The sequence below is a fragment of the Pseudomonas sp. GW823-FHT02C05 genome, from assembly GCF_058797595.1.
Genome location: NZ_JBXAJU010000002.1, coordinates 196178 through 220687, shown reverse-complemented (window position 1 = coordinate 220687; position 24510 = coordinate 196178). Strand labels below are relative to the sequence as shown.

The window sequence follows — 24510 nt, the reverse complement described above, 5'->3', positions numbered from 1 at the left end:
GCAAAAACCAGACTTTCCTCGCGCCCGGTAGACAAAGCCTGACGAACTTGCGTGAGGGATTTGTTCATTACCGCTATAATCGCCGCCTTTTCATCGGGCTATACGATTTCAGACATGAGCCAATCCAGCGACCTGATTCAATCAGCACAACGCACCATCCGCCTCGAACTACAGGCAGTAGAAGGCTTGCTGCCCCATATCGACGCAGATTTCGTACGCGCTTGCGAGATGATTCTGGCCAGCAAAGGCCGCGTAGTGGTGGTCGGCATGGGCAAGTCCGGGCACGTCGGCAACAAGATTGCCGCTACCCTGGCCAGCACCGGGACCACGGCTTTCTTCGTCCATCCTGCCGAAGCCAGCCATGGCGACATGGGCATGATTACCCGCGATGACGTGATCCTGGCCCTCTCCAACTCCGGCTCCACCAACGAAATCGTCACCCTGCTGCCCCTGATCAAGCGTCTGGGCATCCAGTTGATCAGCCTCACCGGCAACCCCGAGTCGCCGCTGGCCAAGGCGGCTGACGTCAACCTCAACGTCCACGTCGAGCACGAAGCCTGCCCGCTGAACCTGGCACCGACCTCCTCGACCACCGCCGCCCTGGTCATGGGCGACGCCCTGGCCGTGGCACTGCTGGAAGCCCGCGGCTTCACTGCCGAGGACTTTGCCTTCTCCCACCCGGGTGGTGCCCTGGGCCGTCGTCTGCTGCTCAAGGTGGAGAACGTCATGCACGAAGGCAGTGATCTGCCACAGGTGCAACGCGGCACCCTGCTCAAGGATGCGCTCATGGAAATGACCCGCAAGGGCCTGGGCATGACCGTGATCCTGGAGGCCGACGGCCGCCTGGCCGGGATCTTCACCGACGGCGACCTGCGTCGCACCCTGGATCGGGCCATCGATATACACCATGCCACCATCGATTCGGTGATGACCCCTCATGGCAAGACCGCACGTGCCGACATGCTGGCCGCCGAAGCCCTGAAAATCATGGAAGACCACAAGATCAGCGCCCTGGTGGTGGTGGACAAGGAAGACCGGCCGATCGGCGCCTTGAACATGCACGACCTGCTGCGCGCGGGAGTGATGTGATGAGTGCCGACCTGCTGCAACGCGGTAAAAACATCAAGCTGGCGGTATTCGATGTCGACGGCGTGCTGACTGACGGGCGCCTGTACTTCCTCGAAGACGGCAGCGAGTTCAAGACCTTCAACACCCTGGACGGCCAGGGCATCAAGATGCTCATGGCGGCCGGCGTGCAGACGGCGATCATCAGCGGGCGCAAGACCCCGGTGGTAGAGCGCCGAGCCAAGAACCTGGGGATTCCCCACCTGTACCAGGGCCGCGAAGACAAGCTGGTGGTATTGGACGAGCTTCTTGGCCAACTGGGCCTAAGCTATGAACAGGTCGCCTATCTGGGCGACGATTTGCCCGACCTGCCGGTGATCCGCCGCGTGGGGCTGGGCATGGCGGTGGCCAATGCCGCAGCGTTTGTCCGCGAACACGCCCACGGCGTCACGGTGGCCCGCGGCGGCGAAGGTGCCGCCCGCGAGTTCTGCGAACTGATCCTGCGTGCCCAGGACCGCCTTGAAGCAGCCAATGCCGCTTACTTATAGAGCCTTCCCATGCTGAGCAAAAAGATTCGCAACATCCTGATCTTCGGGACCATCGCCCTGCTGTTCGCAGCGGTCGGTTACTGGAACATCAGCCCGGAACGCTTCCTCGACAAGCCGGTGGCCCAGGTCGACGAAAGCGCCATTGACTACTACGTGATCAACGCCCGCAGCGTGCAGTACCTGCCCGACGGCAAACTGCAGTACGAAATGACCTCGGACAAGGTCGAGCACGTCAAGGCCAGCGAAGTGACCCTGCTGACCAAGCCGGACCTGCAGATGTACCGTGGCACCACGTTCCCCTGGCATGTCCAGAGCGAACGCGGCGAGGTCAACCCGGACGGCACCGAGGTCGAGCTGATCGATTCGGTACGGGTTTCCCGCACCGACGAGCACAACCGCAACCTGCTGATCACCACGACCCGCATGACAGTATTCCCGCAGAAGCAATATGCGCAGACCGAGCAAGCCGTTAGAATCGACGGCGCCGGCGGCGTGACTACGGCCAAGGGAATGAAAGCGTATTTGAAAGACGGCAGGATGAACCTGCTATCGAACGTAAGAGGACAGTATGAGGCTCGTTAAAACCCTCCCTATTTTGCTCAGTCTGGGCGCAGCACTGGGAAGCGTGAGCGCCTGGGCTCTGCCGAACGATAGCCAACAGCCGATCCGCATCCAGGCCGACGACGCCCAGCTGGACGACAAAAACGGCGTGGCCACCTACAAGGGCGATGTCATCATCACCCAGGGCTCGATGAAGATCACCGGTAACACCGTGACCATCACCCGGTCCAAGACCGGTGAAATCGACGTGGTGACCTCGGTGGGCAACCTCGCCTACTTCGAGCAACTGCAGAAGCAGACCGACCCGAAACCGGTCCAGGCCTACGCCGTGACCATCCAGTACCATGCCCAGCAGAACCGCATCGTGCTGATCGACAAGGCCAAGGTCATCAACGACGGTAATACCACCGAAGGCGAGAAGATCGTCTACGACACCGTCAAGCAGGTTGCCAACGCCGGTCGCGCCAATGGCAGCTCGGTTACCGCGCCGCGTCCGCGGATCGACATGGTCATCCAGCCGAAAAAGAAAACCGACGAGCAAAAGGCCCAGTAATGGCAACTCTGAAAGCTCAGCACCTGGCCAAGAGCTACAAGAGCCGCCAGGTCGTGCGTGATGTCAGCCTGTCCATCGACAGCGGTCAGATCGTCGGCCTGCTCGGCCCCAACGGCGCCGGCAAGACCACCTGCTTCTACATGATCGTCGGCCTGGTCCAGGCCGATCAGGGCCGCGTCCTGATCGACGACCTGGATGTCAGCCACCAACCGATGCACGGTCGCGCACGCGCCGGTATCGGCTACCTGCCCCAGGAAGCCTCGATCTTTCGCAAGCTGTCGGTGGCCGACAACATCATGGCCATCCTCGAGACCCGCAAGGAGCTCGACAAGGCCGGCCGTCGCCAGGAACTGGAAAGCCTGCTGCAGGAATTCCACATCAACCACATCCGCGACAACCTCGGCATGAGCCTGTCTGGTGGTGAGCGGCGCCGTGTGGAGATCGCCCGGGCCCTGGCCACCGCGCCCAAGTTCATCCTGCTGGACGAACCCTTCGCCGGTGTCGACCCGATCTCGGTGGGCGATATCAAGCAGATCATCCACCACCTCAAGGCCAAGGGCATCGGGGTGCTGATCACCGACCACAACGTCCGGGAAACCCTGGACATCTGTGAGACCGCCTACATCGTCAACGACGGGCAACTGATCGCCGAAGGCGACTCCGAGACCATCCTGGCCAACGAACTGGTCAAGGAAGTCTATCTGGGCCATGAGTTCCGCCTGTAAGGGCTGATGTGTTGGGCTGGACGCCAGGGCGCCGGGAACAATAAAACCCTACAAACTTTATTGTTACAGCGCTCTAGGCAAACACTTCAGTTTCAGGCATATAATTTGCTTATGTTTGGCGCTCCGGCGCCCTGTAGTGGATGGCGCATGTGCGCCGGCAAATAAGGTGTTAAGCCCCTGCCATGAAACCATCGCTAGTCCTTAGAATGGGCCAGCAGCTGACGATGACACCGCAGCTGCAACAGGCCATCCGCCTGCTCCAATTGTCGACCCTGGACCTGCAACAGGAAATCCAGGAAGCCCTGGAGTCCAACCCGATGCTCGAACGCCAGGAAGAAGGCGACGACTTCGACAACAGCGACCCCCTGGCCGACAACACCGAGTCCAAACCCAATACCGAGATCCAGGAGCCCTCCTACCAGGAAACCGCCCCCACGGTGGACAACCTCGAGGACGGTGAGTGGAACGAGCGCATCCCCAACGAACTGCCGGTCGACACCGCCTGGGAAGACGTATACCAGACCAGCGCCAGCAGCCTGCCCAGCAGCGATGACGACGAGTGGGACTTCACCACCCGCACTTCCGCGGGCGAGAGCCTGCAGAGCCACCTGCTCTGGCAACTGAACCTGGCGCCGATGTCGGACACCGACCGCCTGATCGCCGTGACCCTGATCGACTGCATCAACAATCAGGGCTACCTGGACGAAACCCTCGAGGAGATCCTCGAAGCCTTCGATCCGGAACTGGACATCGAACTGGACGAGATAGAAGCCGTCCTGCACCGCATCCAGCAATTCGAACCCGCGGGCATCGGCGCCCGCAACCTGGGCGAGTGCCTGTTGCTGCAACTGCGCCAGCTGCCGGCGAAAACGCCCTGGCTGGGCGAGGCCCAGCGCCTGGTCAGTGACTACATCGACCTCCTGGGCAGCCGCGACTATAGCCAGCTGATGCGGCGCATGAAGCTCAAGGAAGATGAGTTGCGCCAGGTCATCGAGCTGGTGCAGAGCCTCAACCCCCGCCCCGGTTCGCAGATCGAATCCAGCGAAGCCGAATACGTGGTCCCGGACGTCATAGTGCGCAAGGACAACGAACGCTGGCTGGTGGAACTGAACCAGGAATCCGTGCCGCGCCTGCGGGTCAACGCCCAGTACGCCGGTTTTGTACGCCGCGCCGACACCAGCGCCGACAACACCTTCATGCGCAACCAGTTGCAGGAAGCCCGCTGGTTCATCAAGAGCCTGCAAAGCCGCAATGAAACCCTGATGAAGGTCGCCACCCAGATCGTCGAGCACCAGCGCGGCTTTCTCGAATATGGCGATGAAGCGATGAAGCCGCTGGTTCTGCACGATATCGCCGAGGCGGTGGGCATGCACGAATCGACGATTTCCCGGGTGACCACGCAAAAATTCATGCATACCCCACGGGGCATATATGAGCTGAAATACTTTTTCTCCAGCCACGTCAGCACTTCGGAAGGCGGTGAATGCTCGTCCACGGCGATCCGCGCGATCATCAAAAAATTGGTGGCCGCGGAAAATCAGAAAAAGCCGTTGAGTGACAGCAAGATCGCTGGTTTACTGGAGGCACAAGGCATTCAGGTAGCCCGTCGTACCGTCGCCAAGTACCGCGAATCCCTTGGGATCGCGCCTTCCAGCGAACGTAAGCGGTTGATGTAGCCGCAGGGCTGGCCACAGCGTTTCAGAGTGTGTTTGAAAAGGGCCCGGTGTCGTTTTCAAACGTAGTCTAGGTGGCAGGCAACCCAGCCTGCCGCGTTATGCACTGGCAACGAAGGAGAAGCTGTATGCAAGTCAACATCAGTGGACACCAACTCGAAGTGACTGAACCCCTGCGCGTCTACATCGGCGAAAAACTCGACCGGCTGGAGAGGCACTTCGACAAGATTACCAATGTGCAGGTCACCATGGCTGTCGAGAAGCTGAAGCAGAAAATCGAAGCCACCCTGCACATCCACGGTGGGGAGGTCGTTGCCAACGCAGAACATGACGATATGTATGCCGCAATCGACCTGCTCACGGACAAGCTTGACCGCCAACTGAAAAAGCATAAGGAAAAGCAACTCCACCTTCTCCAAGGCACGGGTCGCTAACACTCCCCTCCCATGATCCGACTTGAAAGCATCCTGACCCCCGGCCGTTCCCTGGTGAACGTGCCGGGCGGCAGTAAAAAACGCGCCCTCGAACAAATTGCCAACCTGATCAGCCGTGAAGTGCCTGATCTGGAGATGCAGGATGTCTTCGAGAGCCTGATTGCCCGTGAAAAACTCGGTTCCACCGGTTTTGGCAACGGCATCGCCATTCCCCACTGCCGCCTCAAAGGCTGCGAGTCGCCCATCAGTGCGCTGATGCACCTGGACGCTCCGATCGATTTCGACGCCATTGATGGCGCACCGGTCGACCTGCTGTTCGTCCTGCTGGTTCCGGAAGCCGCGACCGATGCACACCTGGAACTGCTCCGGCAGATCGCCAGCATGCTCGATCGCAAGGAAGTCCGTGACCGACTGCGCAGCGCCACCAGCAACGAAGCCTTGTATCAGGTCGTTCTGGACGAGCAAAACGGTCAGTAATCATGCGTTTGATCATCGTTAGCGGCCGCTCCGGCTCAGGTAAAAGCACCGCCCTCGATGTTCTCGAGGACCACGGCTACTACTGCATCGACAACCTGCCAGCCGGCTTGCTGCCGGAACTGGCTGAACGTGCGTTGATCCACACCGAACTGGCGCAACCGCTGGTGGCGGTGTCCATCGATGCCCGCAACCTGCCCAGTCATCTGTCGCGCTTCCCCGAATTGCTGGAAGAAGTGCGCAGCCGGCATATCCAGTGCGATGTGCTGTACCTGGATGCCGACGAAGAGACCCTGCTCAAGCGCTTCTCCGAGACCCGTCGGCGCCACCCGCTGAGCAGCGCCAACCGCTCCCTGGCCGAAGCCATCCACGATGAAACCCAACTGCTGGGGCCGATCGTCGACCTGGCCGATCTCAAGGTCAACACCACCAACCTGAACCTTTACCAGCTGCGCGACACCATCAAGCTGCGACTGTTGAACCAGCCGGAACCCGGTACCGCGTTCCTGGTGGAGTCCTTCGGCTTCAAGCGCGGCATGCCGGTAGATGCAGACCTGGTGTTCGACGTGCGCTGCCTGCCCAACCCGTATTGGAAGCCCGAGTTGCGCGCCCAATCAGGCCTGGATGCGCCCGTGGCCGAGTATCTGGCGGCGCAACCCGATGTCGAGGAAATGTTCCAGGACATCTCCAGCTACCTGCTCAAATGGCTGCCACGCTTTGCCGCCAGCAACCGCGCCTATGTGACCATCGCCATCGGCTGCACCGGCGGGCACCACCGCTCCGTGTACCTAACCGAGCGCCTGGGCCAGGTCCTGCAAAAATCCCTGAAGAACGTCCAGGTTCGCCACCGCGACCTTAGCTGAAAGGATCTACCCCGCGATGCCAGCTCTGGAAATCGAGATCATCAATAAACTGGGCCTGCATGCCCGTGCCTCGGCCAAGTTCGTCGGCGTGGCCGGGCAGTTTCCCTGCCAGATCCGCGCCGGCAGGACCCCGGACTCCATGGTCGACGGCAAAAGCATCATGGCCATGATGATGCTGGCCGCCGGCAAGGGCACCAGGATCCACCTGAAGACCGAAGGCGAGCAGGAACAGGAAGCGATGGATGCGCTGGTGGCACTGATCAACAACTTCTTCGACGAAGGCGAGTAGACCCGGGCGGGCCCCTCACCATACGGCTCTCAGGCGAGTGCCGTATCCATGACCATCATCAGGCAGAAACCGATACACAGGCCAAGGCTGGCAAGCTTGTCATGGCCATTGCGACGCGACTCCGGAATCACTTCATGAGTGACCACCAGCAGCATCGCCCCCGCCGCCAGGGCCAGGCCCAAGGGCAGCAATACCTGCGCCAGGCTCACCAGCCAGGCGCAGAGCAAGGCAAAGACCGGTTCCACCAGACCTGAAGCCGCACCAATCAGGAATGCCTTGACCCGCGACATCCCCGCCCCCGCCAATACCAGGGCAATCACCAGGCCTTCCGGCACATCCTGCAGGGCAATGCCCATGGCCAGGCTGTCCGCATCCGGCATGCCGCCTCCGGCCGACACCCCCACCGCCATCCCTTCAGGAATGTTGTGGGCAATGATGGCGAAGACGAACAGCCAGATACGCGGGGCAATCACCGGATGCTCTGGCGTGCCCACCAGCACCTCCGGGCTGCCCCCCGAGACCTTGAGATCCACCAGGAACAGGCCAAAGGCCCCGAGCATGATGCCGGCGCAGATCAGGCCGCTGGAGCCCCAGGCAGACAAGCCCAGGTCCTGGGCCGCAGCGATGCCGGGGACGATCAGCGAAAATGCCGTGGCCGCCAGCATCACTCCGGCACCAAAACCCAGCAGGGTGTCGCTCACCGCCACCGGCATCCGCCGGATCACCAGCACCGGGACCGCCCCCAGCGCCGTGCCCAGCGCGCAGATCGAACCGCCCTGCAAGGCGCGCAGCAAGCGCGGCTCCAGGTTCAGCCAGCTCAACCCTTGAGCCACCAGCAACGCCGTGCCCGCCAACAGCAACAGCGAACCGAAGGCATAACGAAACATTCGCCCGCTGCTGATTGCCAGTGTTTCAGTGCCCATAGTCGGCCTTAGATCTTGTTTTGATGGAAAGGTATCAAGCCATCGCGGCCTGGTAGCGCTGAGCGACTTCCGGCCAGTTGATGACGTTGTAGAAGGCGTTGATGTATTCCGGGCGGCGGTTCTGGTAGCGCAGGTAGTAGGCGTGCTCCCACACATCCAGACCGAGGATCGGCGTATTGCCGTTCATCAGCGGGCTGTCCTGGTTACCGCTGCTTTCCACCACCAGTTTCTTCTCCGGTGTCACGCTGAGCCAGGCCCAGCCACTGCCGAAACGGGTGAGTGCGGCCTTGGTGAACGCTTCCTTGAAGCTCTCGAAACCACCCAGTTGCTGCTCGATGGCTTGCCCCAGGGCGCCTTGGGGATGACCGCCACCGGCGGGTGTCATCACCGCCCAGAACAGCGAATGGTTGGCATGCCCGCCACCCTGGTTGATCACCGCAGCACGCAGTTTTTCCGGCAGTTGCTGAACGCTGGCTACCAGCTTTTCCACCTCCCACCCTGCCCATTCGGTCCCCTCGACGGCGGCGTTGAGGTTGTTGATGTAGGTCTGGTGATGCTTGGTGTAGTGGATTTCCATGGTTTGCGCATCGATGTGCGGTTCCAGGGCGTCGTAGGCGTAAGGCAGTGCAGGCAAGGTAAAGGACATATCAATGGGCTCCATAAGAGGGGCTGTCTGGTTGCGGGCTGTCGGCTGACAGGCCCGCGACGTTGCTGTCCAGCAAACGGTGAGTGCGCGGGTATTCGCCGTGATCACCGATGAAATTCAGCAGTTCGACGTAGGTCTTGCTGCTTTGGCGCAAGGCCGCTTCCCGCAGGGCTGTGGGCAAGCGGCTGTCCTGCATGGTCTGCAGCAACCGCTGATGGATGGCGCAGAGGTATTCCGCGCTCTCCTCCGGCTGATTGAGGCGCAGGTGCAGGTCTGCCAGGTTGTGATGGGAAATCACACAGGCCGCCACCGCTTCGTCGGCATCCGACCAGCGCTCGAACAGCACCTGCGCCAGGGCCAGCGCCTGCAGGTAGAACTCGCGAGCATCCACCAGCTCGCCCTGCATAAAGAGGCGATTGGCCCTTTCGATCGTGCGTTTCCAGTGCTCCATGGTGAGCCTCCAAAGCGGTGTCGGTGGGTTACACGCCGCCGGCAGTGAGCTTTTCCGGGTCCAGCAGGACCTCCAGCTGGCTGCGTGGCAGATCGGTATGTTCAAGGGCCACGTCGATCACCGGGCGCCCCTGCTTGTAGGCGGTCTTGGCGATCTGCGCAGCCTTCTGATAGCCGATGATCGGGTTCAGCGCCGTGACCAGGATCGGGTTGCGCGACAGCGCTTCCTTGAGCTTGGGTTCGTTGACCTTGAAGCTGGCGATGGCCTTGTCCGCCAGCAGGCGGCTGGAGTTGGCCAGCAACTCGATGCTGCTCAGCAGGTTCTGGGCAATGATCGGCAGCATCACGTTGAGCTCGAAGTTGCCCGATTGCCCGGCCACAGTGATGGTGCTGTCGTTGCCGATGACCTGGGCGGCGACCATCGCGGTGGCTTCAGGAATCACCGGGTTGACCTTGCCGGGCATGATCGACGAACCGGGCTGCAAACCTTCCAGCTCGATCTCGCCGAGCCCGGCCAGCGGGCCGGAGTTCATCCAGCGCAAGTCGTTGGCGATCTTCATTAACGACACCGCGGTAGCCTTGAGCTGGCCGGATACCGTCACCGCAGTGTCCTGGGAGCCGATCAGGGCGAAAAGATTCTTGCCCGGGGTGAATTGCACCTGGGTCAGCTTGCTCAACTGCTGGCTGAAACGCGCAGCGAACTCGGGATGCGCATTGATTCCGGTACCCACAGCGGTACCGCCCTGAGCCAGGGATTGCAGGCTCGGCAGCAGATCCTGCAGGTGGCTGATATTGGCCTTGAGTTGCTGCGCCCAGCCCTCCAGCACCTGGCTCATGCGCACCGGCATCGCGTCCATCAGGTGAGTGCGGCCGGTCTTGATGAAGGGGTGCACCTGTACCGCCTTGCGCTCGATGACCTCCACCAGATGCACCAGGGCCGGCAGCAGTTGCTCATGCAGGGTCAGCGCGGCGCTGACATGAATGGTGGTAGGGATGATGTCGTTGCTGCTCTGGCCGCAGTTGACATGGTCATTGGGGTTGACCGGTTCACCCAGCAGGCGGCTGGCCAGGGTTGCCAGTACTTCATTGGCGTTCATGTTGGAACTGGTGCCAGAGCCGGTCTGGAAAATGTCCACCGGGAAGTGCTGCATGAAATCACCTTCCAGCAGACCCTGGGCGGCATCGACGATGGCCTTGCCCTGGGCTTCGCTGATCTGCCCCAGTTCGACGTTGGCCTTGGCCGCAGCCGCCTTGGCCAGGATCAGCGCACGGATGAAGGCTGCCGGCATGCGTTGCCCGCTGATGGGGAAGTTGTCCACCGCACGCTGGGTCTGGGCGCCGTACAGGGCCAGTTCCGGTACCTGCAGTTCGCCCATGCTGTCGCGTTCGATACGGGTATTACTCATCGGGAAATCCTTGCACCAGTTCTATCAGGGGAATGGAAGGCAGCAGCGAGCAGGTCGCCAACTGCCAGGCGTGGCTCTGCCAGCGCTTGAGCCGGCAATTGCACAAAGACAACCGCTCCATGTCGCGCAACGGCCGCCAGGCCTGGTCCAGGCACTGGCTGCGCCAATGCCAGGGCAGCGCTGTATCGGTTGCGGTATCGATCAATAAACGGAAGGAAGTTTCAGCGACGGTCCAGGCCGACATCGCGGTACAGCAGGCCAGGTAGCGGCCTTCGGCGAGGTAATGCTCGATCAGACGGGGTTCGTCCGGTTCCAGTGCGCAACGGATCTGGCGGCTCATCCAGCGCCAGCTTTCGAGGTAAGGCTGCTCGTGCAAGGCAGAACTCATGACCTAGGCTCATCGAATAATGATTTTCATTATTAAATGATATTGAGAATCAAATCAATCTGACTTGTATGATTTTTGTCCAACTCTTATAGGGCCCGCCTTGCCGGCGAATGAGCCCTTGAGCCTGGTGCCGGATGTCAGGACGCTTTCGCTGGCAAGCCAGCTCCTACAAAAATGGCGGCCATAAAAAACGCGCCACCTCGGGGAGGTGGCGCGTTGGGGGTGAAGCTGGGCGCGGTCAGCTGCCGGCGACGGTCATGCGTTCGATCAGCACCGAGCCGGTGCGGATGTTGCTACGCAGCTCCAGGTCGTTACCCACTGCGAGGATCTGCTTGAACATGTCCCGCAGGTTGCCGGCAATGGTCACTTCCTGCACCGCGAACTGAATCTCGCCGTTCTCGACCCAGAAACCCGCCGCACCGCGGGAGTAGTCCCCGGTGACCATGTTCAGGCCATGGCCCATCAGCTCGGTCACCAGCAGGCCACGGCCCATGCGCCGCAGCAGCGCGGCCTGGTCTTCGTCGCCATGGGTGACGAACAGGTTGTGCACGCCACCGGCGTTGGCGGTGCTCGGCATGCCCAGCTTGCGTCCGGAATAGGTGCCCAGTACATAGGACACCAGCTCACCGTCCTGGATGAACGGCTTGGCGTAGGTGGCCAGGCCATCGCCGTCGAAAGCCGAACTGCCCATGGCGCGCATCAGGTGCGGGCGCTCATCGATGGTCATCCACTGCGGAAACAGTTGTTGACCCAGGGCGCCTTCGAGGAAGGACGACTTGCGGTACAGGTTGCCACCGGAAATCGCCCCTAGAAAACTGCCGAACAGGCCACCGGCCAGTTCTGCGGAAAACAGCACCGGCACCTCACAGGTCGGCACTGGACGGGCACCTAGCCGGCTGGCCGCGCGCTGGGCGGCACGCTGGCCAATGCTCACCGGGTCGGCCAGCAACTGGCCCTGGCGATTGACGTCGTACCAGTAGTCGCGCTGCATCTGGCCATTCGCCTCGGCAATCATCACGCAGCTCAGGCTGTGGCGGGTGGACGCATAACCACCAATGAAGCCGTGGCTGTTGCCATACACCCGACAGCCCTGGTGGGTGCTGAGGGTGGTGCCGTCGGCATTCTTGATCCGGCTGTCGGCAGCAAAGGCCGCAGCCTCACAGGTCAGAGCCTGCTCGATGGCTTGTTCGGGAGTGATGTCCCAGGCGTGGAACAGGTCGAAGTCCTGCAGGTCCTTGGCCATCAAGGCCGCCTCGGCAAGGCCCGAGGCTTCGTCTTCGGAGGTGTGCTTGGCAATCGCCAGGGCCGCCGCCACGGTTTCGCGAATGGCCTCGGGGCCGCTGGCAGACGTACTGGCCGAACCCTTGCGCTGGCCCAGGTAGAGGGTGATGCCAAAGCCCTGGTCGCGGTTGAACTCGACGGTTTCCACTTCCCGCTGGCGCACCGAAGTCGACAGCCCCTGCTCCAGGGACACCGCCACTTCACAGGCGCTGGCCCCCTGGCGCTTGGCCTCGGCGATGATCTGCTCGACTTGCTCCTGCAGGGCCGGCAAAGCCTGTGGGCCGACGCTTTGTGCTGCACTCATGCTGTTCTCCACTCAAATTCTGCTTTCGATTAAGGCCGGCGAGCGACCGGGCCGGACAAGCGGCCCTCGACTGGTTATCATGGCGGCGTTTCTTTGCGGACTGCCACCATGGTTGATTCTTACGACGACTCCCTCGATGGGGAGAAAAGCAAATCCCAGGTCAAACGCGAGCTGCATGCTCTGGTTGATCTCGGCGAGCGCCTTACCACTCTCAAGCCCGACTTGCTGAACAAACTGCCCCTGACCGACGCCTTGCGCCGGGCCCTGGCGGATGCCCCCAAGCACGTCGCCCATATCGCCCGAAAGCGCCACCTGCAGTTCATCGGCAAGCTGATGCGGGACCAGGACACCGACGCGATTCTGCAACTGCTTGACCAACTCGATGCCTCCACCCGGCAGTACAACGAACGCTTCCATAACCTGGAGCGTTGGCGCGACCGCCTGATCGGCGGCGGCGATGACGTGCTGGAAAAGTTCGTCGGCGAATACCCGGACGCCGATCGCCAGCAACTGCGCTCCCTGATCCGTCAGGCCCAGCATGAGCTGGCGCATAACAAGGCACCGGCCTCAAGCCGTAAAATCTTCAAGTACATCCGCGAGCTGGACGAGACTCAACGCGGCCTGCGCTGAGCCTTGCCACGGGTGAGCTGCCCTGCAGCTCACCCGGCACCCTCCCTCCTTATGCCCCAGTGCCACCCACGGTGATCGCATCGATCTTCAGGGTCGGCTGGCCGACGCCCACTGGCACCGATTGCCCATCCTTGCCGCAGGTGCCGACGCCACTGTCCAGGGACAGGTCATTACCCACCATCGATACCCGGCTCATGGCTTCCGGACCGTTGCCGATCAAGGTCGCGCCCTTGACCGGGGCGGTGATCTTGCCGTCCTCGATCAGGTAGGCCTCACTGGTGGAGAACACGAACTTGCCGCTGGTGATATCCACCTGGCCGCCACCGAGGTTGGCGCAATAGATGCCCTTCTTCACCGAAGCGATGATTTCCGCCGGATCGCTTTCGCCACCCAGCATGTAGGTGTTGGTCATGCGCGGCATCGGCAGGTGCGCATAAGACTCGCGGCGACCGTTGCCGGTGCGGGCCACGCCCATCAGCCGGGCATTGAGCTTGTCCTGCATGTAGCCCTTGAGCACGCCGTTCTCGATCAGCGTGGTGCATTCGGTGGGGGTGCCTTCGTCGTCCACGCTCAGGGAACCACGGCGCCCGGCCAGGGTGCCGTCGTCGACGATGGTGCAGAGCTTGGAAGCCACCATTTCGCCCATGCGACCGCTGTAGGCCGAACTGCCCTTGCGGTTGAAGTCGCCCTCCAGGCCGTGGCCCACGGCTTCGTGCAGCAGCACTCCGGACCAGCCGGAGCCCAGCACCACCGGCAGGGTTCCGGCCGGCGCCGGAATCGCTTCCAGATTGACCAGCGCCTGGCGCAGGGCTTCACGGGCATAGCCCATGGCCCGATCCTCGCTGAGGAAATAGCGGTAGTCGGTACGCCCGCCGCCGCCATGGCCACCGCGCTCGCGGCGACCGTTCTGCTCGACGATGACGCTGACGTTGAAACGCACCAGCGGCCGCACGTCCGCCGCCAGGCCGCCATCGGTAGAGGCCACCAGGATCCGCTCCCAGACCCCGGCCATGCTCACGCTGACCTGCTGGATGCGCGGATCCAGGGCGCGGGTTGCGGCGTCAACGCGCTTGAGCAGCTCGACCTTCTCGGCCCGGCTGATGACTTCCAGGGGGTTGTCCGGCGCATACAGCTGCGCCACGTCCTGGGTCGAGAACGCCTGCACGGTGCCGTTTTGCCCGGCCCGGGAAATCGAGCGCGCCGCCCGGGCGGCGAGGCCCAGGGCTTCCAGGGTGATGGCATTGCTGTAGGCGAAGCCGGTCTTCTCACCGGATTGCGCACGCACCCCAACCCCCTGGTCGAGGTTGAAACTGCCTTCCTTGACGATTCCGTCTTCCAGGGACCAGGACTCGGAAATCTGCCCCTGGAAATACAGATCGGCGGCATCGATGCCCGGGCCGGCCAGATCCCCCAGCACGCCTTGCAAGCTTTCGATGGTCACGCCGCCCGGGGCTAGTAGATGTTCACTGACAGAGGACAACAACCCGCTCATATGTTTTGGCCTTAAATTCGTCGTACTTATGCAAGCCGTTGCACGCCTTGCGAGAAAATGCGCCGGTGACTGAACACCGGCATCCGCGCCCGGATGGACGCCTGTTCGCTGCTGTCGCGCTCGGCCAGCAGCACGCCTTGACCTTGATCCTGTTGCGCCACTATCCGCCCCCAGGGGTCGACGATCGCCGCATGGCCGTAGGTTTCCCGCGGGCCGGGATGCACGCCGCCCTGGGCCGCCGCCAGCACATAGCACTGGGTCTCGATGGCACGGGCGCGAATCAGCACCTCCCAATGAGCCGCACCGGTGACCGCGGTAAACGCCGAAGGCGCGGTGATCAACTCGGCGCCAGCGGCGCGCAACTCGCTGTACAGCTCGGGAAAGCGCAGGTCATAACAGACTGTAAGACCGACCCTCCCCACCGGAGTATCCGCCACCACCACCCGGTCTCCATGAGCATAGTCATCGGATTCACGGTAGCGTCCGCGATTGTCCGCCACATCGACATCGAACAGGTGCAGCTTGTCGTAGCGCGCCACGAACTGCCCCTGGTCATCCACCAGCAACGAACAGGCATTGGACTTGGCCTCGGGCTGATCGACGGGGGGCAACGGCAAGGTGCCGGCCACTATCCATAACCTGAGGTCGCGGGCGGCCTGTTTCAACCATGGCAGGATCGGACCTTCGCCCAGCGCTTCGGCGCGACCAATGGCCGCCATGTCGCGGCGCCCCATGGCGGCGAAGTTTTCCGGCAGGACGGCCAGCTTTGCACCGCCGGCAGCAGCCTGTTCGAGCAGGCTCCGAGCCTGCTGCAGATTGGCCAGGACATTGCTCTGGCTGACCATTTGAATCACCGCAAGAGACATGGCGAACTCCTTGTAGGGTAGGCCGCCATGCTACTCCATAGGCGCGAATCGAGGATTCTCAAAACGGTTTGTCGAAGGTGATTTTCGGCTCTTTCCATGGGCCTTTGACGTTGTATTTGACGCTGGCGAAGCGCGCCACGCGGTCACCGATCAGCTTGTCGATCAGGAACAACGCCCCGCCCACCGCCGGCGCACCGACAATCAGCGCGGCAATCGGCAGGTTGTTGGTCACCGGCAGGGTCACCAGCAGCTTGGCGTCCACCTGGTCGGCCACCATGTCCAGGGTGCCATTGAGCTCCAGGTTGCTCGACGGCCCGGTCAGGGTGATCGGCTCGCGAGTGACGTAAACGCCATTGCTCGCCGCCAGCACGCCCCGGACCCGGTCATAGCTCAGGCCCTTGCCGAACAGGTCGGAGAAGTCCAGGCGCAGGCGGCGACCGATGGAGTTGAAGTTGAGCAGGCCGAACACCCGCAAGGCCTGGGCCCCGCCCTCGACTTCGACGAACTGGCCCTTGCGCAGGGTAGCGTCCAGGCTGCCGGAGAAGCGCTTCAAGCCCACCCAGGCCGGCGAGCCCGGCCAGCGGCCATCGACGTCCAGGTGAAAATCTTCACTGGTCACGGTCGGGGCGAAGCCCCAGCCCTTGAGCACGTCCGCCAGGTTCTTGCCGCCAATGCGGCCCCGGTACCAACTGTTGCTGGCACCGGCCTGGCCTTCCCAGCCGCCCTCGCCCTGCAACTGCATGCCCTTGAGGCCCAGGTCCAGGCCATTGAAGACCATGCCCCTGGACGTCGGCCGCACCTTGAGCGCCCAGCGGCCGATCAGGTCCTGGCCCTGGAACAGCTGGGCAATGGAAATATCCAGGGGCGGAACGCTCTTCGGATCCACCGAGGCCAGGGGGTCGGGCGCATTTTCATCGGCCTGCGCTGCCGGATCGGCAGCCGGCAGGCGCACGTACGCCATGTCGATGGCCATCGGCGCCGCCTTGGCATCGGGAATCCCGACCTTGCCTTTGGCCTGCTGGCTGTCGATCTGCAACTCCCAGGCAGCGGGCTTGCGCGCCAGCAACAGGTTGACCTGGTCCAGGGTGGTGCCGAAGGCACTGAGCTTGCCAACCTTGAAGTCCGCACTGCTGAGCAACTGTTTGGCGCTGCCTCCCGGGTCCTGCCCGGCGTAGCGATCCACCAGGGCTTTCCAGGGTTCCACATCCAGCTCGGAGAGAATCCCTCGTATCCGCAGCCCTTTACCCGGCGGCAGCAAGGCCGCGCCATCACCGAGGAACAGCTCGCCTCGCCCCTCGGCGAGCTTGCCGCTGGGCGCCGCAAAGGTGAAGTCGGCCAGTTCGCCGTAGTTGAACCAGTAGCGCCGCTCGGCCCCTTGCAGAGTCATGCGAAATACACTGTTGCGCCCGGTGCTGGCCGCCATGCCGAACGGCGCCGGCAGGTCCACCGCTACGCCCTTGAGACTGGAACTGACCATCAACTGGCTGTCGGCTCCGTCCAGGTTCAGTTGCAACTGGTAGGGCACCTCGCCGGACACCGGCAACGGCTGGCCGACTTGCAACCAGTCGGTAAGTTTCTTGACCGCAACCTGGCCCTTGGCAACCACTCGAGTGTTGGGTTTGCCCGGCTTGCCATCGGCGAAGATCTGCGCCGTGACCGGCCGCTCGAACGCCTGGGCACTGATGCCCTCGCCACTCAGGCCCTTGGCACTATCGAAGCGGAAATCACCCTTGAGCTGGGTCAGTTCCAGCTCAGGCTCACTGAGCTTGAGGCGCGCCTTGTCGGTCTTGAACGCCACCACGATCTTCGGCTCCTGGCCCTTGACCAGGGGAATATCCAGATCCAGCTTGCCTTGCAGATCGCCCTCGCCATGCCAGCCGGCAAAGGTCGAGCCGGTGCCGATCGGCGCTTCCTGGAGAATTTTCACGCCATCGCCCAGGCCACCGGCAAAGGCGCCATCGATGTACATGTGGCTGTCCTGCCCGCTGGCAGCATGGGGAATGTTGACGAAGACATCCCGCACCTTGGTGTCCAGCAACTGGCCTTTGCTGGCGACGATGCGCACGCCGCTGTCTTCGATGAACACATCGCCGCTGACCTTGGTCAGGTGCGGCCAGCCCGGCTGGAACGCCAGCTCGGTGTCATGCACCTTGAAGAACAGGCTGATGCTGCGGGCGGCCTCGACGGCGTCATGGTTCAGCGAACCCTGGTACTGGAAGAAGCCCTGGTCCACCGCGCCCTTGAGGATCGCCGTGCGCAGCCATTCATCCACACCGGCGTTGAGCACCTGGGGCAGGTACTTGGCGGTGTAGCGCCCATCGCCGTCCACCAGGCCGACTCGCAGGTCCATGTAGTCTTCCTGGCTGTGGTCGAAATGCAGGCGGATCAGGAAGTCGCCGGCGATCTTGCCCTCTTCGCCCAGCACCTTCAGGTAGGGGGCAATCAGGGTGAAGCCTTCCTTGTCGAGCTTCCAGGTCAGGGTGGCGTTGGCCTGGATGTACTGCCAGGGCTTGGCGAAGATCGGGTACAGGTGCAGGGAGAAATCCTTGCTGTCCATGCGCAGCTCGCCCTTGCCCAGGTCGCCGCTGATGCTGCCGCTGACATTTCGCGCTGCCGGAGCACCGTGATAGGCGTCGAAGCCAACCCGGTCGAGGTTCGCGGCGAAGCTCAGGCGCTGGTCGCCACTGTTCTGGGGACGATAGTCGAGCAGCACGTTGCGCAGGCCGCCAGTGACTTTCAGTCGGTCGATGGCCGTGGCCAGGCCTTCCGGCAAGGGGGCCAGGGCATCGAGGATCGGGGTGATCGGCTTCAGGTCCAGGCGGTCGGCCTGCACATGCCAGAGTTCTTCCTGCTGCTCGGTCGCGTTGCGCTGCTGCACCTGCACACGGGATTCCCAGCGGGTCTCGCCGAGGTTCAGCGCCAGGGAGTCAAGCTGCACCTGCAGGCCCTGCTCGTCACGCTGGAAGTAGGCATTCAACGCCAGGTTGCTCAGGGACACCGGCGTGCGCTCGGCATAGGCCCCGGTGAATTGCGGGGCATTCAAGCGCAGCGTGGCGTTTTGCACCCCACCCTTGGCCCACTTCAGCCACAGCTCGCCACCCGCTTTGAGCTCGGAGAGTTTCCACTCCCGGGTCAGCCGGGCCGGCACCCAACGCGACCAGTCGCTTTGCGGCAGGCTCAGGTACAAGTCGGCCTGGGCATCGCGCCAGGCCTCGGCCCGCATCCTGGTCCGCAGGTTCATTGCCAGGGGCTGGCCGTCCGGCAGGGTCAGGCGCAGGTCCAGGCGCTGGCGGCTGGTGCCGCTACGCAGATTGAGCCCGACGTAGGTCAGCGCCACGGGCTGGTGGTCCAGAGGCTGCAAGGTGACCTGGCTGTCCAGCAGCGCCAGCTCGGCAACCTGTTGCAGGCGGCCCAGCAACTGCTGGGGGTCCATCGGCTGGTCCTGTTGCACCGGCAGGCCTTCAAGCTGCCACTGGCCGTCCGCGCCCTCTTTCAGGCTCAGGCTCAGGCCGCTGAGCTCCAGGCGGCCGATCCGCAGGTCACGGGCCAGCAGGCTGCCGAGCATATCCGGCGCCACGCTCACCTGATCCAGGCGCAGCGCATTGGCGCCCTCGCCCACCTGCACGTCGTGGGCCAGCAGGATCGGCGACAAGCCGCTCCAGCGCCCCTCCAGGCTACCGATATGCACCGGCAAGCCCACGGCCTGCTGCACCTTGGCCTCGACCTCGGGCTGGTACTCGGCCACCAGCGGGGTCAGTTCCCGGCCCAGACTGACATACAAGGCAGTCGCCACCAGCGCCAGCGCACAGAAGCCAAGCCCCCAGCGAATCAGCGTGGTGAACAGGCGCATCAGCCGCTCCATTTCAGTTGGCTCCCAGGGTAAAAGTCATGCAAAAAGCTGAAGCCAGCCATTTCCACGGATGTAGAACACGCGGAATCAGAGCAGCACCACGTCGTATTGTTCCTGGGAATACATGGTTTCGACCTGGAACCTGATGGTCCGGCCGATAAAACCCTCCAGCTCCGCCACGTTGCCCGACTCTTCGTCCAGCAGCCGGTCGACCACCTTCTGATTGGCCAGCACCCGATATCCTTCTGCCTGATAAGCCCGGGCCTCGCGGAGGATTTCTCGGAATATTTCGTAACAGACGGTTTCCGGGGTTTTCAACTTGCCCCGCCCCTGGCAACTGCTGCAAGGCTCGCACAGCACCTGCTCCAGGCTCTCGCGGGTACGCTTGCGAGTCATCTGCACCAGGCCCAGCTCGGTGATGCCGATGATGTTGGTCTTGGCGTGATCACGCTCCAGCTGCTTTTCCAGGGTGCGCAATACCTGGCGCTGGTGCTCTTCATCTTCCATGTCGATGAAGTCGATGATGATGATCCCGCCCAGGTTGCGCAGGCGCAGTTGCCGGGCAATGGCGGTGGCCGCCTCGAGGTTGGTCTTGAAGATGGTTTCCTCAAGGTTGCGATGACCGACGAAGGCTCCGGTGTTGACGTCGATGGTGGTCATGGCTTCCGCCGGGTCTACCACCAGGTAGCCTCCGGACTTGAGCGGCACCTTGCGCTCCAGGGCTTTCTGGATTTCGTCCTCGACGCCGTACAGGTCGAAGATCGGCCGCTCGCCGGGGTAGTGCTCCAGGCGGTCGGCGATTTCCGGCATCAGTTCGGCCACGAACACCGTGGTCTTCTGGAAGGTTTCCCGGGAGTCGATGCGGATCTTCTCGATCTTCGGGCTCACCAGGTCGCGCAGGGTGCGCAGCGCCAGGCCCAGGTCCTCGTAGATCACATTGGGCGCGCCGATGGTCTTGATCTGCGCGCCGATCTGGTCCCAGAGCCGGCGCAGGTAACGGATGTCCATCATGATCTCATCGGCCCCGGCGCCTTCGGCGGCGGTGCGCAGGATAAAACCACCGGCCTCCTTGATGCCTTCCTGGGCCACGCAATCACTGACGACCTGCTTCAGACGCTCACGCTCGGCTTCGTCCTCGATCTTCAGCGAGATACCGACATGGGCGGTACGCGGCATGTACACCAGATAGCGGGAAGGGATCGACAACTGAGTGGTCAGGCGCGCGCCCTTGGAACCGATGGGGTCCTTGGTGACTTGCACCACCAGGCTCTGCCCTTCGTGCACCAGAGCGCTGATGCTCTCTACCGCAGTGCCTTCGCGGGTGGAAATTTCCGAGGCGTGGATAAACGCCGCCCGGTCCAGGCCGATGTCGACGAAGGCCGCCTGCATGCCCGGCAAGACCCGCACCACCTTGCCCTTGTAGATGTTGCCGACGATCCCCCGGCGCTGGGTGCGCTCGACGTGAACCTCTTGCAGCACTCCGTTTTCGACCACCGCCACGCGTGATTCCATCGGCGTGATGTTGATCAGAATCTCTTCACTCATGGCAGTGTCTCGTTCAGGCGTGTTCATAGAGGGCCGCAGCAATCGGGTACGGCGCTTTAGCGCACTGGAAGGTTTTGCCAACAGGGTATGCCGAAATGCCCGAGCAGTTCTGCGGTTTCGCACACCGGCAAGCCGACCACCGCGGAATAACTGCCATTGAGGCCGGCGACAAACACCGCTGCCAGTCCCTGGATAGCATAGCCACCGGCTTTGTCGCAGGGCTCGCCGCTGGCCCAGTAGAGCGCGGCCTCTGCAGGCGAGATCGGGCGAAAACGTACCAGGCTGCGCACCACTCGCGACTCGCAGCGTTCACCGTCAAGCAGGGCAATGGCGGTGAACACTTCATGCTCACGCCCCGAAAGCGCCATGAGCATCTGCAACGCATCAGCCTGATCCAGCGGTTTGCCGAGAATCCGCCCATCGAGCACTACCGCGGTGTCGGCCCCCAGCACACAGGCCGGGGCCTGGGATTCACTGCTGGTGATCAGCCCGCGCCCCGCCGCAGCCTTGCCTCGGGCCAGGCGCTCGACGTAGGCGGCAGGTGACTCATCGGCTAGCGGGGTTTCATCGATGTCCGCACTGATGGCGGTGAACGGCACGCCGATCTGCGTCAGCAACTCACGCCGACGAGGCGAACCGGAAGCGAGGTAAAGCGGATTCATCAAGACATCTCCCTGTCGAGGTGCGGGCCAATGCCTGACCGAATTAATTGATTTTGAAACGTCGACGCAAGCCGCGCAGGCCGAAGCTGACCCAGGGCCACAACAAGGCACTGACCAGGGCCGGCAGCACCAGGGCCAGGGTCGGCTGGCGGTTGCCGGTCAGGGCGCTGAGCCAGAGTTGCACCAACTGCGCCAGGCCGAAGATCACCAGGATCACCAGGCTCTGCTGCCACATCGGGAACATCCGCAGGCGCTGTTGCAGAGACAGTACAAGGAAGGTGATCAGCGTCAGGATCAGGGCATTCTGCCCCAGCAGCGTGCCATAGAGCACATCCTCTGCCAGCCCCAGGCACCAGGCAGTGACCATGCCGACCTTGTGCGGCAGGGCCAGGGCCCAGAACGCCAGCAACAGCGCCAGCCACAGCGGACGCAGGATCTCCATGAACTGCGGCAAGGGCGAGACGCTCAGCAGCAGCCCGATAAGGAAGGTCAACCAGACGATCCAGCCATTTCGCGAATAGGTGCTACCCGCCATTATTCTCTTCCTCCGGTGGTAGCCGGTGCTGCTGCCGGTGGTTTGGCAGCGGCCGGTTTCACCACAGGTTTATGGACCGGCTTGGCCGGAGCGTGAGCCGCGGGTTTGGCCGGGGTCGCCGGCGCAGCAGGAGTCGCAGTGGCGGGCGCAGCCCCGGCGTTTGCCGCCGCGGCCGGCTTGGGCACGGTGGCCGGGACCACTGGCGCGGCGCCGGCGCCCTGCTGGTCCTGGGCTTCCTGGGCCTGGGCGGCGTCGTTGGCACGCTCTTCGGCGGTACGCGGATCGCTGAATACCAGCAGCAGGTAGCGGCTGCGATTCAGCGCAGCGGTGGGTACCGCCCGCACAATGGCGAACGGCTGGCCGGAGTCGTGGATCACTTCCTTGACCGTGGCCACCGGGTAGCCGGCGGGGAAACGCTGGCCCAGACCGGAGCTGACCAACAGATCGCCTTCCTTTATATCCGCGGTGTCGGCCACATGGCGCAACTCCAGGCGCTCCGGATTGCCGGTGCCGCTGGCGATGGCGCGCAGGCCGTTGCGGTTGACCTGCACCGGAATGCTGTGGGTGGTGTCAGTGAGCAGCAGTACGCGGGAGGTGTAGGGCATCAACTCCACCACCTGGCCCATCAGGCCACGGGCATCGAGCACCGGCTGGCCGAGGAACACGCCATCGCGCTCACCCTTGTTGATGATGATGCGGTGGGTAAAGGGGTTCGGGTCCATGCCGATCAACTCGGCCACTTCAACCTTCTCGTTGACCAGTGCCGAGGAATTGAGCAACTCGCGCAGGCGCACGTTCTGCTCGGTGAGGGCCGCGAGCTTTTGCATGCGCCCCTGCAGCAGCAGGTTTTCGGTCTTGAGTTTTTCGTTTTCAGCGACCAGCTCGGTACGGCTGCCGAACTGACTGGCCACGCCTTGCCATAGCCGCTGCGGCAGGTCGGTGATCCAGTAGGACTGCATCAACACCAGCGACATTTGGCTACGCACTGGCTTGAGCAGTGTGAAGCGGGCATCGACCACCATCAGTGCGACCGAGAGAACGACCAGCACCAGGAGGCGCACGCCTAATGAGGGGCCTTTGGCGAAAAGCGGTTTAATAAGCCGCTCCTCCCAGGCAAATGTTGTGTTTATTCATACGGCATCAAACCGGCCTGGATGCAGATTGACAGAAGATAAACGCCACAGGCAGCACTGCAAAGTGCTGCCTGTGAGCGCAACAGCATAGATGCAACCGGCGAAGTTATTCGCTGGAGAGCAGGTCCATGGTGTGTTTGTCCATCATTTCCAATGCACGGCCACCGCCGCGAGCGACACAGGTCAGCGGGTCTTCGGCAACGATCACCGGCAGGCCGGTTTCCTGGGCCAGCAGCTTGTCCAGATCACGCAGCAGCGCGCCACCACCGGTCAGCACCAGGCCGCGCTCGGCGATGTCCGAGGCCAGTTCCGGAGGCGATTGCTCCAGGGCGCTTTTCACCGCCTGAACGATGGTTGCCAGAGACTCTTGCAGAGCCTCCAGCACTTCATTGGAGTTCAAGGTGAAGGCACGTGGCACGCCTTCGGCCAGGTTACGGCCGCGGACGTCGACTTCACGCACTTCGCCGCCCGGGTAGGCGGTGCCGATTTCCTGCTTGATGCGCTCGGCGGTGGACTCACCGATCAGGCTGCCGTAGTTGCGACGCACGTAGGTGATGATCGCTTCGTCGAAACGGTCGCCGCCAACCCGTACGGATTCGGCGTAGACCACACCGTTCAGGGAGATCAGGGCGATTTCAGTGGTACCACCACCGATGTCCACGACCATCGAACCGCGGGCCTCTTCAACCGGCAGGCCGGCACCGATCGCAGCGGCCATCGGCTCTTCGATCAGGAACACTTCACGGGCACCGGCGCCAAGGGCCGATTCACGGATGGCGCGACGCTCAACCTGGGTGGACTTGCATGGAACGCAGATCAGCACACGTGGGCTGGGCTGCAGAAAGCTGTTTTCGTGAACCTTGTTGATGAAGTACTGCAGCATCTTTTCGCAAACGCTGAAGTCGGCGATCACGCCGTCTTTCATCGGACGAATGGCTGCGATGTTGCCCGGGGTACGACCGAGCATGCGCTTGGCCTCAGTACCAACCGCGACAACACTTTTCTGATTACCGTGGGTCCGAATGGCCACAACCGATGGTTCATTCAGGACAATACCGCGCTCGCGCACGTAAATAAGGGTGTTGGCAGTGCCCAGGTCAATGGAAAGATCGCTGGAAAACATGCCACGCAGTTTCTTGAACATGGGAAAGGGACCCTAGGCAACGCGTGGGTAAAAAAGTGCGGCAAACTCTAACAACGACAGGGATTTTGGG

The 24510-nt window shown here is 62.6% G+C and carries 25 protein-coding genes; 11 read left to right on the top strand and 14 right to left on the bottom strand.

Translation table 11 applies throughout. The features are described 5' to 3' along the window. Window positions 1-114: 114 nt before the first annotated feature. From AC1RGE_RS11970 to AC1RGE_RS11925, 10 genes are all read left to right on the top strand, one after another. Window positions 115-1089 (top strand): KpsF/GutQ family sugar-phosphate isomerase, encoded by a 975-nt coding sequence (locus AC1RGE_RS11970; protein WP_011059274.1) that lies wholly within the window; start codon window positions 115-117, stop codon window positions 1087-1089. After that, complete coding sequence (locus AC1RGE_RS11965) at window positions 1089-1613, top strand: KdsC family phosphatase (RefSeq protein WP_011059273.1); 525 nt, start codon at window positions 1089-1091, stop codon at window positions 1611-1613. The genes AC1RGE_RS11970 and AC1RGE_RS11965 overlap by 1 nt, the downstream gene beginning before the upstream one ends. Window positions 1614-1622: 9 nt before the next feature. Then, window positions 1623-2195, top strand: coding sequence for an LPS export ABC transporter periplasmic protein LptC (lptC, locus tag AC1RGE_RS11960; protein WP_011059272.1), 573 nt, complete (start codon window positions 1623-1625; stop codon window positions 2193-2195). After that, window positions 2182-2727, top strand: a complete 546-nt coding sequence (lptA, locus tag AC1RGE_RS11955; RefSeq protein WP_011059271.1) for a lipopolysaccharide transport periplasmic protein LptA — start codon at window positions 2182-2184, stop codon at window positions 2725-2727. The genes lptC and lptA overlap by 14 nt, the downstream gene beginning before the upstream one ends. Further along, window positions 2727-3452 carry an LPS export ABC transporter ATP-binding protein gene (gene lptB, locus AC1RGE_RS11950; RefSeq protein ID WP_011059270.1) on the top strand — a complete coding sequence of 242 codons (726 nt, stop codon included), beginning with the start codon at window positions 2727-2729 and terminating at the stop codon, window positions 3450-3452. The genes lptA and lptB overlap by 1 nt, the downstream gene beginning before the upstream one ends. Before the next feature lie 182 nt (window positions 3453-3634). Next, a complete protein-coding gene (locus tag AC1RGE_RS11945; RefSeq protein WP_011059269.1) occupies window positions 3635-5128 on the top strand; it encodes an RNA polymerase factor sigma-54 in 1494 nt (497 codons plus the stop codon). A 125-nt stretch (window positions 5129-5253) separates the two neighbouring features. Then, on the top strand, window positions 5254-5559 hold the full coding sequence (hpf, locus tag AC1RGE_RS11940; protein ID WP_011059268.1) for a ribosome hibernation-promoting factor, HPF/YfiA family: 306 nt from the start codon (window positions 5254-5256) through the stop codon (window positions 5557-5559). Between the two features lie 12 nt (window positions 5560-5571). Next, complete coding sequence (gene ptsN / locus AC1RGE_RS11935) at window positions 5572-6036, top strand: PTS IIA-like nitrogen regulatory protein PtsN (RefSeq protein ID WP_011059267.1); 465 nt, start codon at window positions 5572-5574, stop codon at window positions 6034-6036. A gap of 2 nt (window positions 6037-6038) precedes the next feature. Then, window positions 6039-6896 carry an RNase adapter RapZ gene (gene rapZ, locus AC1RGE_RS11930; protein WP_011059266.1) on the top strand — a complete coding sequence of 286 codons (858 nt, stop codon included), beginning with the start codon at window positions 6039-6041 and terminating at the stop codon, window positions 6894-6896. 16 nt (window positions 6897-6912) lie between these two features. Beyond that, entirely contained in the window at window positions 6913-7185 is a 273-nt protein-coding gene (locus AC1RGE_RS11925) for an HPr family phosphocarrier protein (protein ID WP_011059265.1), read from the top strand. 29 nt (window positions 7186-7214) lie between these two features. Here AC1RGE_RS11925 and AC1RGE_RS11920 read toward each other — a convergent pair whose 3' ends face one another. From AC1RGE_RS11920 to pmbA, 6 genes are all read right to left on the bottom strand, one after another. Continuing rightward, window positions 7215-8108 carry a ZIP family metal transporter gene (locus AC1RGE_RS11920; protein ID WP_011059264.1) on the bottom strand — a complete coding sequence of 298 codons (894 nt, stop codon included), beginning with the start codon at window positions 8106-8108 and terminating at the stop codon, window positions 7215-7217. A gap of 34 nt (window positions 8109-8142) precedes the next feature. Further along, window positions 8143-8754 (bottom strand): superoxide dismutase, encoded by a 612-nt coding sequence (locus tag AC1RGE_RS11915; protein ID WP_011059263.1) that lies wholly within the window; start codon window positions 8752-8754, stop codon window positions 8143-8145. 1 nt (window position 8755) lies between these two features. Beyond that, a complete protein-coding gene (locus AC1RGE_RS11910) occupies window positions 8756-9205 on the bottom strand; it encodes a DUF2753 family protein (protein WP_011059262.1) in 450 nt (149 codons plus the stop codon). A gap of 28 nt (window positions 9206-9233) precedes the next feature. After that, window positions 9234-10610 carry a class II fumarate hydratase gene (locus AC1RGE_RS11905; RefSeq protein ID WP_011059261.1) on the bottom strand — a complete coding sequence of 459 codons (1377 nt, stop codon included), beginning with the start codon at window positions 10608-10610 and terminating at the stop codon, window positions 9234-9236. Then, window positions 10603-10998, bottom strand: coding sequence for a hypothetical protein (locus tag AC1RGE_RS11900; RefSeq protein WP_011059260.1), 396 nt, complete (start codon window positions 10996-10998; stop codon window positions 10603-10605). The genes AC1RGE_RS11905 and AC1RGE_RS11900 overlap by 8 nt, the downstream gene beginning before the upstream one ends. Window positions 10999-11236: 238 nt before the next feature. Continuing rightward, window positions 11237-12583 carry a metalloprotease PmbA gene (gene pmbA, locus AC1RGE_RS11895; RefSeq protein ID WP_210482619.1) on the bottom strand — a complete coding sequence of 449 codons (1347 nt, stop codon included), beginning with the start codon at window positions 12581-12583 and terminating at the stop codon, window positions 11237-11239. Between the two features lie 108 nt (window positions 12584-12691). On the opposite strand from pmbA, the gene yjgA reads away from it, so the two are divergent. Continuing rightward, window positions 12692-13213: a ribosome biogenesis factor YjgA gene (yjgA, locus tag AC1RGE_RS11890; protein ID WP_011059258.1), complete on the top strand. Its 522-nt coding sequence runs from the start codon at window positions 12692-12694 to the stop codon at window positions 13211-13213. A 49-nt stretch (window positions 13214-13262) separates the two neighbouring features. On the opposite strand, the gene tldD is transcribed toward yjgA, so the two are convergent. The 8 genes from tldD to mreB all read right to left on the bottom strand — a co-directional run bounded on the left by tldD (window position 13263) and on the right by mreB (window position 24440). Next, entirely contained in the window at window positions 13263-14705 is a 1443-nt protein-coding gene (tldD, locus tag AC1RGE_RS11885; RefSeq protein ID WP_011059257.1) for a metalloprotease TldD, read from the bottom strand. A 26-nt stretch (window positions 14706-14731) separates the two neighbouring features. After that, the gene (locus AC1RGE_RS11880) at window positions 14732-15571 is read right to left on the bottom strand and encodes a carbon-nitrogen hydrolase family protein (RefSeq protein ID WP_492584348.1); all 840 of its coding nucleotides are present in this window, start codon (window positions 15569-15571) and stop codon (window positions 14732-14734) included. Between the two features lie 58 nt (window positions 15572-15629). Next, a complete protein-coding gene (locus tag AC1RGE_RS11875) occupies window positions 15630-19433 on the bottom strand; it encodes a YhdP family protein (protein ID WP_492584346.1) in 3804 nt (1267 codons plus the stop codon). A gap of 75 nt (window positions 19434-19508) precedes the next feature. After that, on the bottom strand, window positions 19509-20966 hold the full coding sequence (rng, locus tag AC1RGE_RS11870; protein WP_011059254.1) for a ribonuclease G: 1458 nt from the start codon (window positions 20964-20966) through the stop codon (window positions 19509-19511). Window positions 20967-21022: 56 nt separating this feature from the next. Beyond that, window positions 21023-21628, bottom strand: coding sequence for a Maf family protein (locus tag AC1RGE_RS11865; RefSeq protein WP_011059253.1), 606 nt, complete (start codon window positions 21626-21628; stop codon window positions 21023-21025). Between the two features lie 43 nt (window positions 21629-21671). Next, complete coding sequence (mreD, locus tag AC1RGE_RS11860; RefSeq protein WP_011059252.1) at window positions 21672-22163, bottom strand: rod shape-determining protein MreD; 492 nt, start codon at window positions 22161-22163, stop codon at window positions 21672-21674. Then, window positions 22163-23260 carry a rod shape-determining protein MreC gene (mreC, locus tag AC1RGE_RS11855; RefSeq protein WP_072443017.1) on the bottom strand — a complete coding sequence of 366 codons (1098 nt, stop codon included), beginning with the start codon at window positions 23258-23260 and terminating at the stop codon, window positions 22163-22165. The genes mreD and mreC overlap by 1 nt, the downstream gene beginning before the upstream one ends. Before the next feature lie 142 nt (window positions 23261-23402). Continuing rightward, window positions 23403-24440, bottom strand: a complete 1038-nt coding sequence (mreB, locus tag AC1RGE_RS11850; RefSeq protein WP_002555108.1) for a rod shape-determining protein MreB — start codon at window positions 24438-24440, stop codon at window positions 23403-23405. Between the last annotated feature and the right edge of the window lie 70 nt (window positions 24441-24510).

Bases quoted from the DNA above. Each gene is read 5' to 3' on its own strand.
- lptC (WP_011059272.1), top strand. From the start codon at position 1,623: ATGCTGAGCAAAAAGATTCGCAACATCCTGATCTTCGGGACCATCGCC.
- pmbA (WP_210482619.1), bottom strand. From the start codon at position 12,583: ATGAGTGCAGCACAAAGCGTCGGCCCACAGGCTTTGCCGGCCCTGCAG.
- AC1RGE_RS11910 (WP_011059262.1), bottom strand. From the start codon at position 9,205: ATGGAGCACTGGAAACGCACGATCGAAAGGGCCAATCGCCTCTTTATG.
- AC1RGE_RS11945 (WP_011059269.1), top strand. From the start codon at position 3,635: ATGAAACCATCGCTAGTCCTTAGAATGGGCCAGCAGCTGACGATGACA.
- AC1RGE_RS11875 (WP_492584346.1), bottom strand. From the start codon at position 19,433: ATGGAGCGGCTGATGCGCCTGTTCACCACGCTGATTCGCTGGGGGCTT.
- AC1RGE_RS11915 (WP_011059263.1), bottom strand. From the start codon at position 8,754: ATGTCCTTTACCTTGCCTGCACTGCCTTACGCCTACGACGCCCTGGAA.
- rng (WP_011059254.1), bottom strand. From the start codon at position 20,966: ATGAGTGAAGAGATTCTGATCAACATCACGCCGATGGAATCACGCGTG.
- hpf (WP_011059268.1), top strand. From the start codon at position 5,254: ATGCAAGTCAACATCAGTGGACACCAACTCGAAGTGACTGAACCCCTG.
- AC1RGE_RS11900 (WP_011059260.1), bottom strand. From the start codon at position 10,998: ATGAGTTCTGCCTTGCACGAGCAGCCTTACCTCGAAAGCTGGCGCTGG.
- ptsN (WP_011059267.1), top strand. From the start codon at position 5,572: ATGATCCGACTTGAAAGCATCCTGACCCCCGGCCGTTCCCTGGTGAAC.
- rapZ (WP_011059266.1), top strand. From the start codon at position 6,039: ATGCGTTTGATCATCGTTAGCGGCCGCTCCGGCTCAGGTAAAAGCACC.
- AC1RGE_RS11865 (WP_011059253.1), bottom strand. From the start codon at position 21,628: ATGAATCCGCTTTACCTCGCTTCCGGTTCGCCTCGTCGGCGTGAGTTG.
- yjgA (WP_011059258.1), top strand. From the start codon at position 12,692: ATGGTTGATTCTTACGACGACTCCCTCGATGGGGAGAAAAGCAAATCC.
- mreB (WP_002555108.1), bottom strand. From the start codon at position 24,440: ATGTTCAAGAAACTGCGTGGCATGTTTTCCAGCGATCTTTCCATTGAC.
- AC1RGE_RS11880 (WP_492584348.1), bottom strand. From the start codon at position 15,571: ATGTCTCTTGCGGTGATTCAAATGGTCAGCCAGAGCAATGTCCTGGCC.
- AC1RGE_RS11925 (WP_011059265.1), top strand. From the start codon at position 6,913: ATGCCAGCTCTGGAAATCGAGATCATCAATAAACTGGGCCTGCATGCC.
- tldD (WP_011059257.1), bottom strand. From the start codon at position 14,705: ATGAGCGGGTTGTTGTCCTCTGTCAGTGAACATCTACTAGCCCCGGGC.
- mreD (WP_011059252.1), bottom strand. From the start codon at position 22,163: ATGGCGGGTAGCACCTATTCGCGAAATGGCTGGATCGTCTGGTTGACC.
- AC1RGE_RS11965 (WP_011059273.1), top strand. From the start codon at position 1,089: ATGAGTGCCGACCTGCTGCAACGCGGTAAAAACATCAAGCTGGCGGTA.
- AC1RGE_RS11905 (WP_011059261.1), bottom strand. From the start codon at position 10,610: ATGAGTAATACCCGTATCGAACGCGACAGCATGGGCGAACTGCAGGTA.
- lptB (WP_011059270.1), top strand. From the start codon at position 2,727: ATGGCAACTCTGAAAGCTCAGCACCTGGCCAAGAGCTACAAGAGCCGC.
- AC1RGE_RS11970 (WP_011059274.1), top strand. From the start codon at position 115: ATGAGCCAATCCAGCGACCTGATTCAATCAGCACAACGCACCATCCGC.
- lptA (WP_011059271.1), top strand. From the start codon at position 2,182: ATGAGGCTCGTTAAAACCCTCCCTATTTTGCTCAGTCTGGGCGCAGCA.
- AC1RGE_RS11920 (WP_011059264.1), bottom strand. From the start codon at position 8,108: ATGGGCACTGAAACACTGGCAATCAGCAGCGGGCGAATGTTTCGTTAT.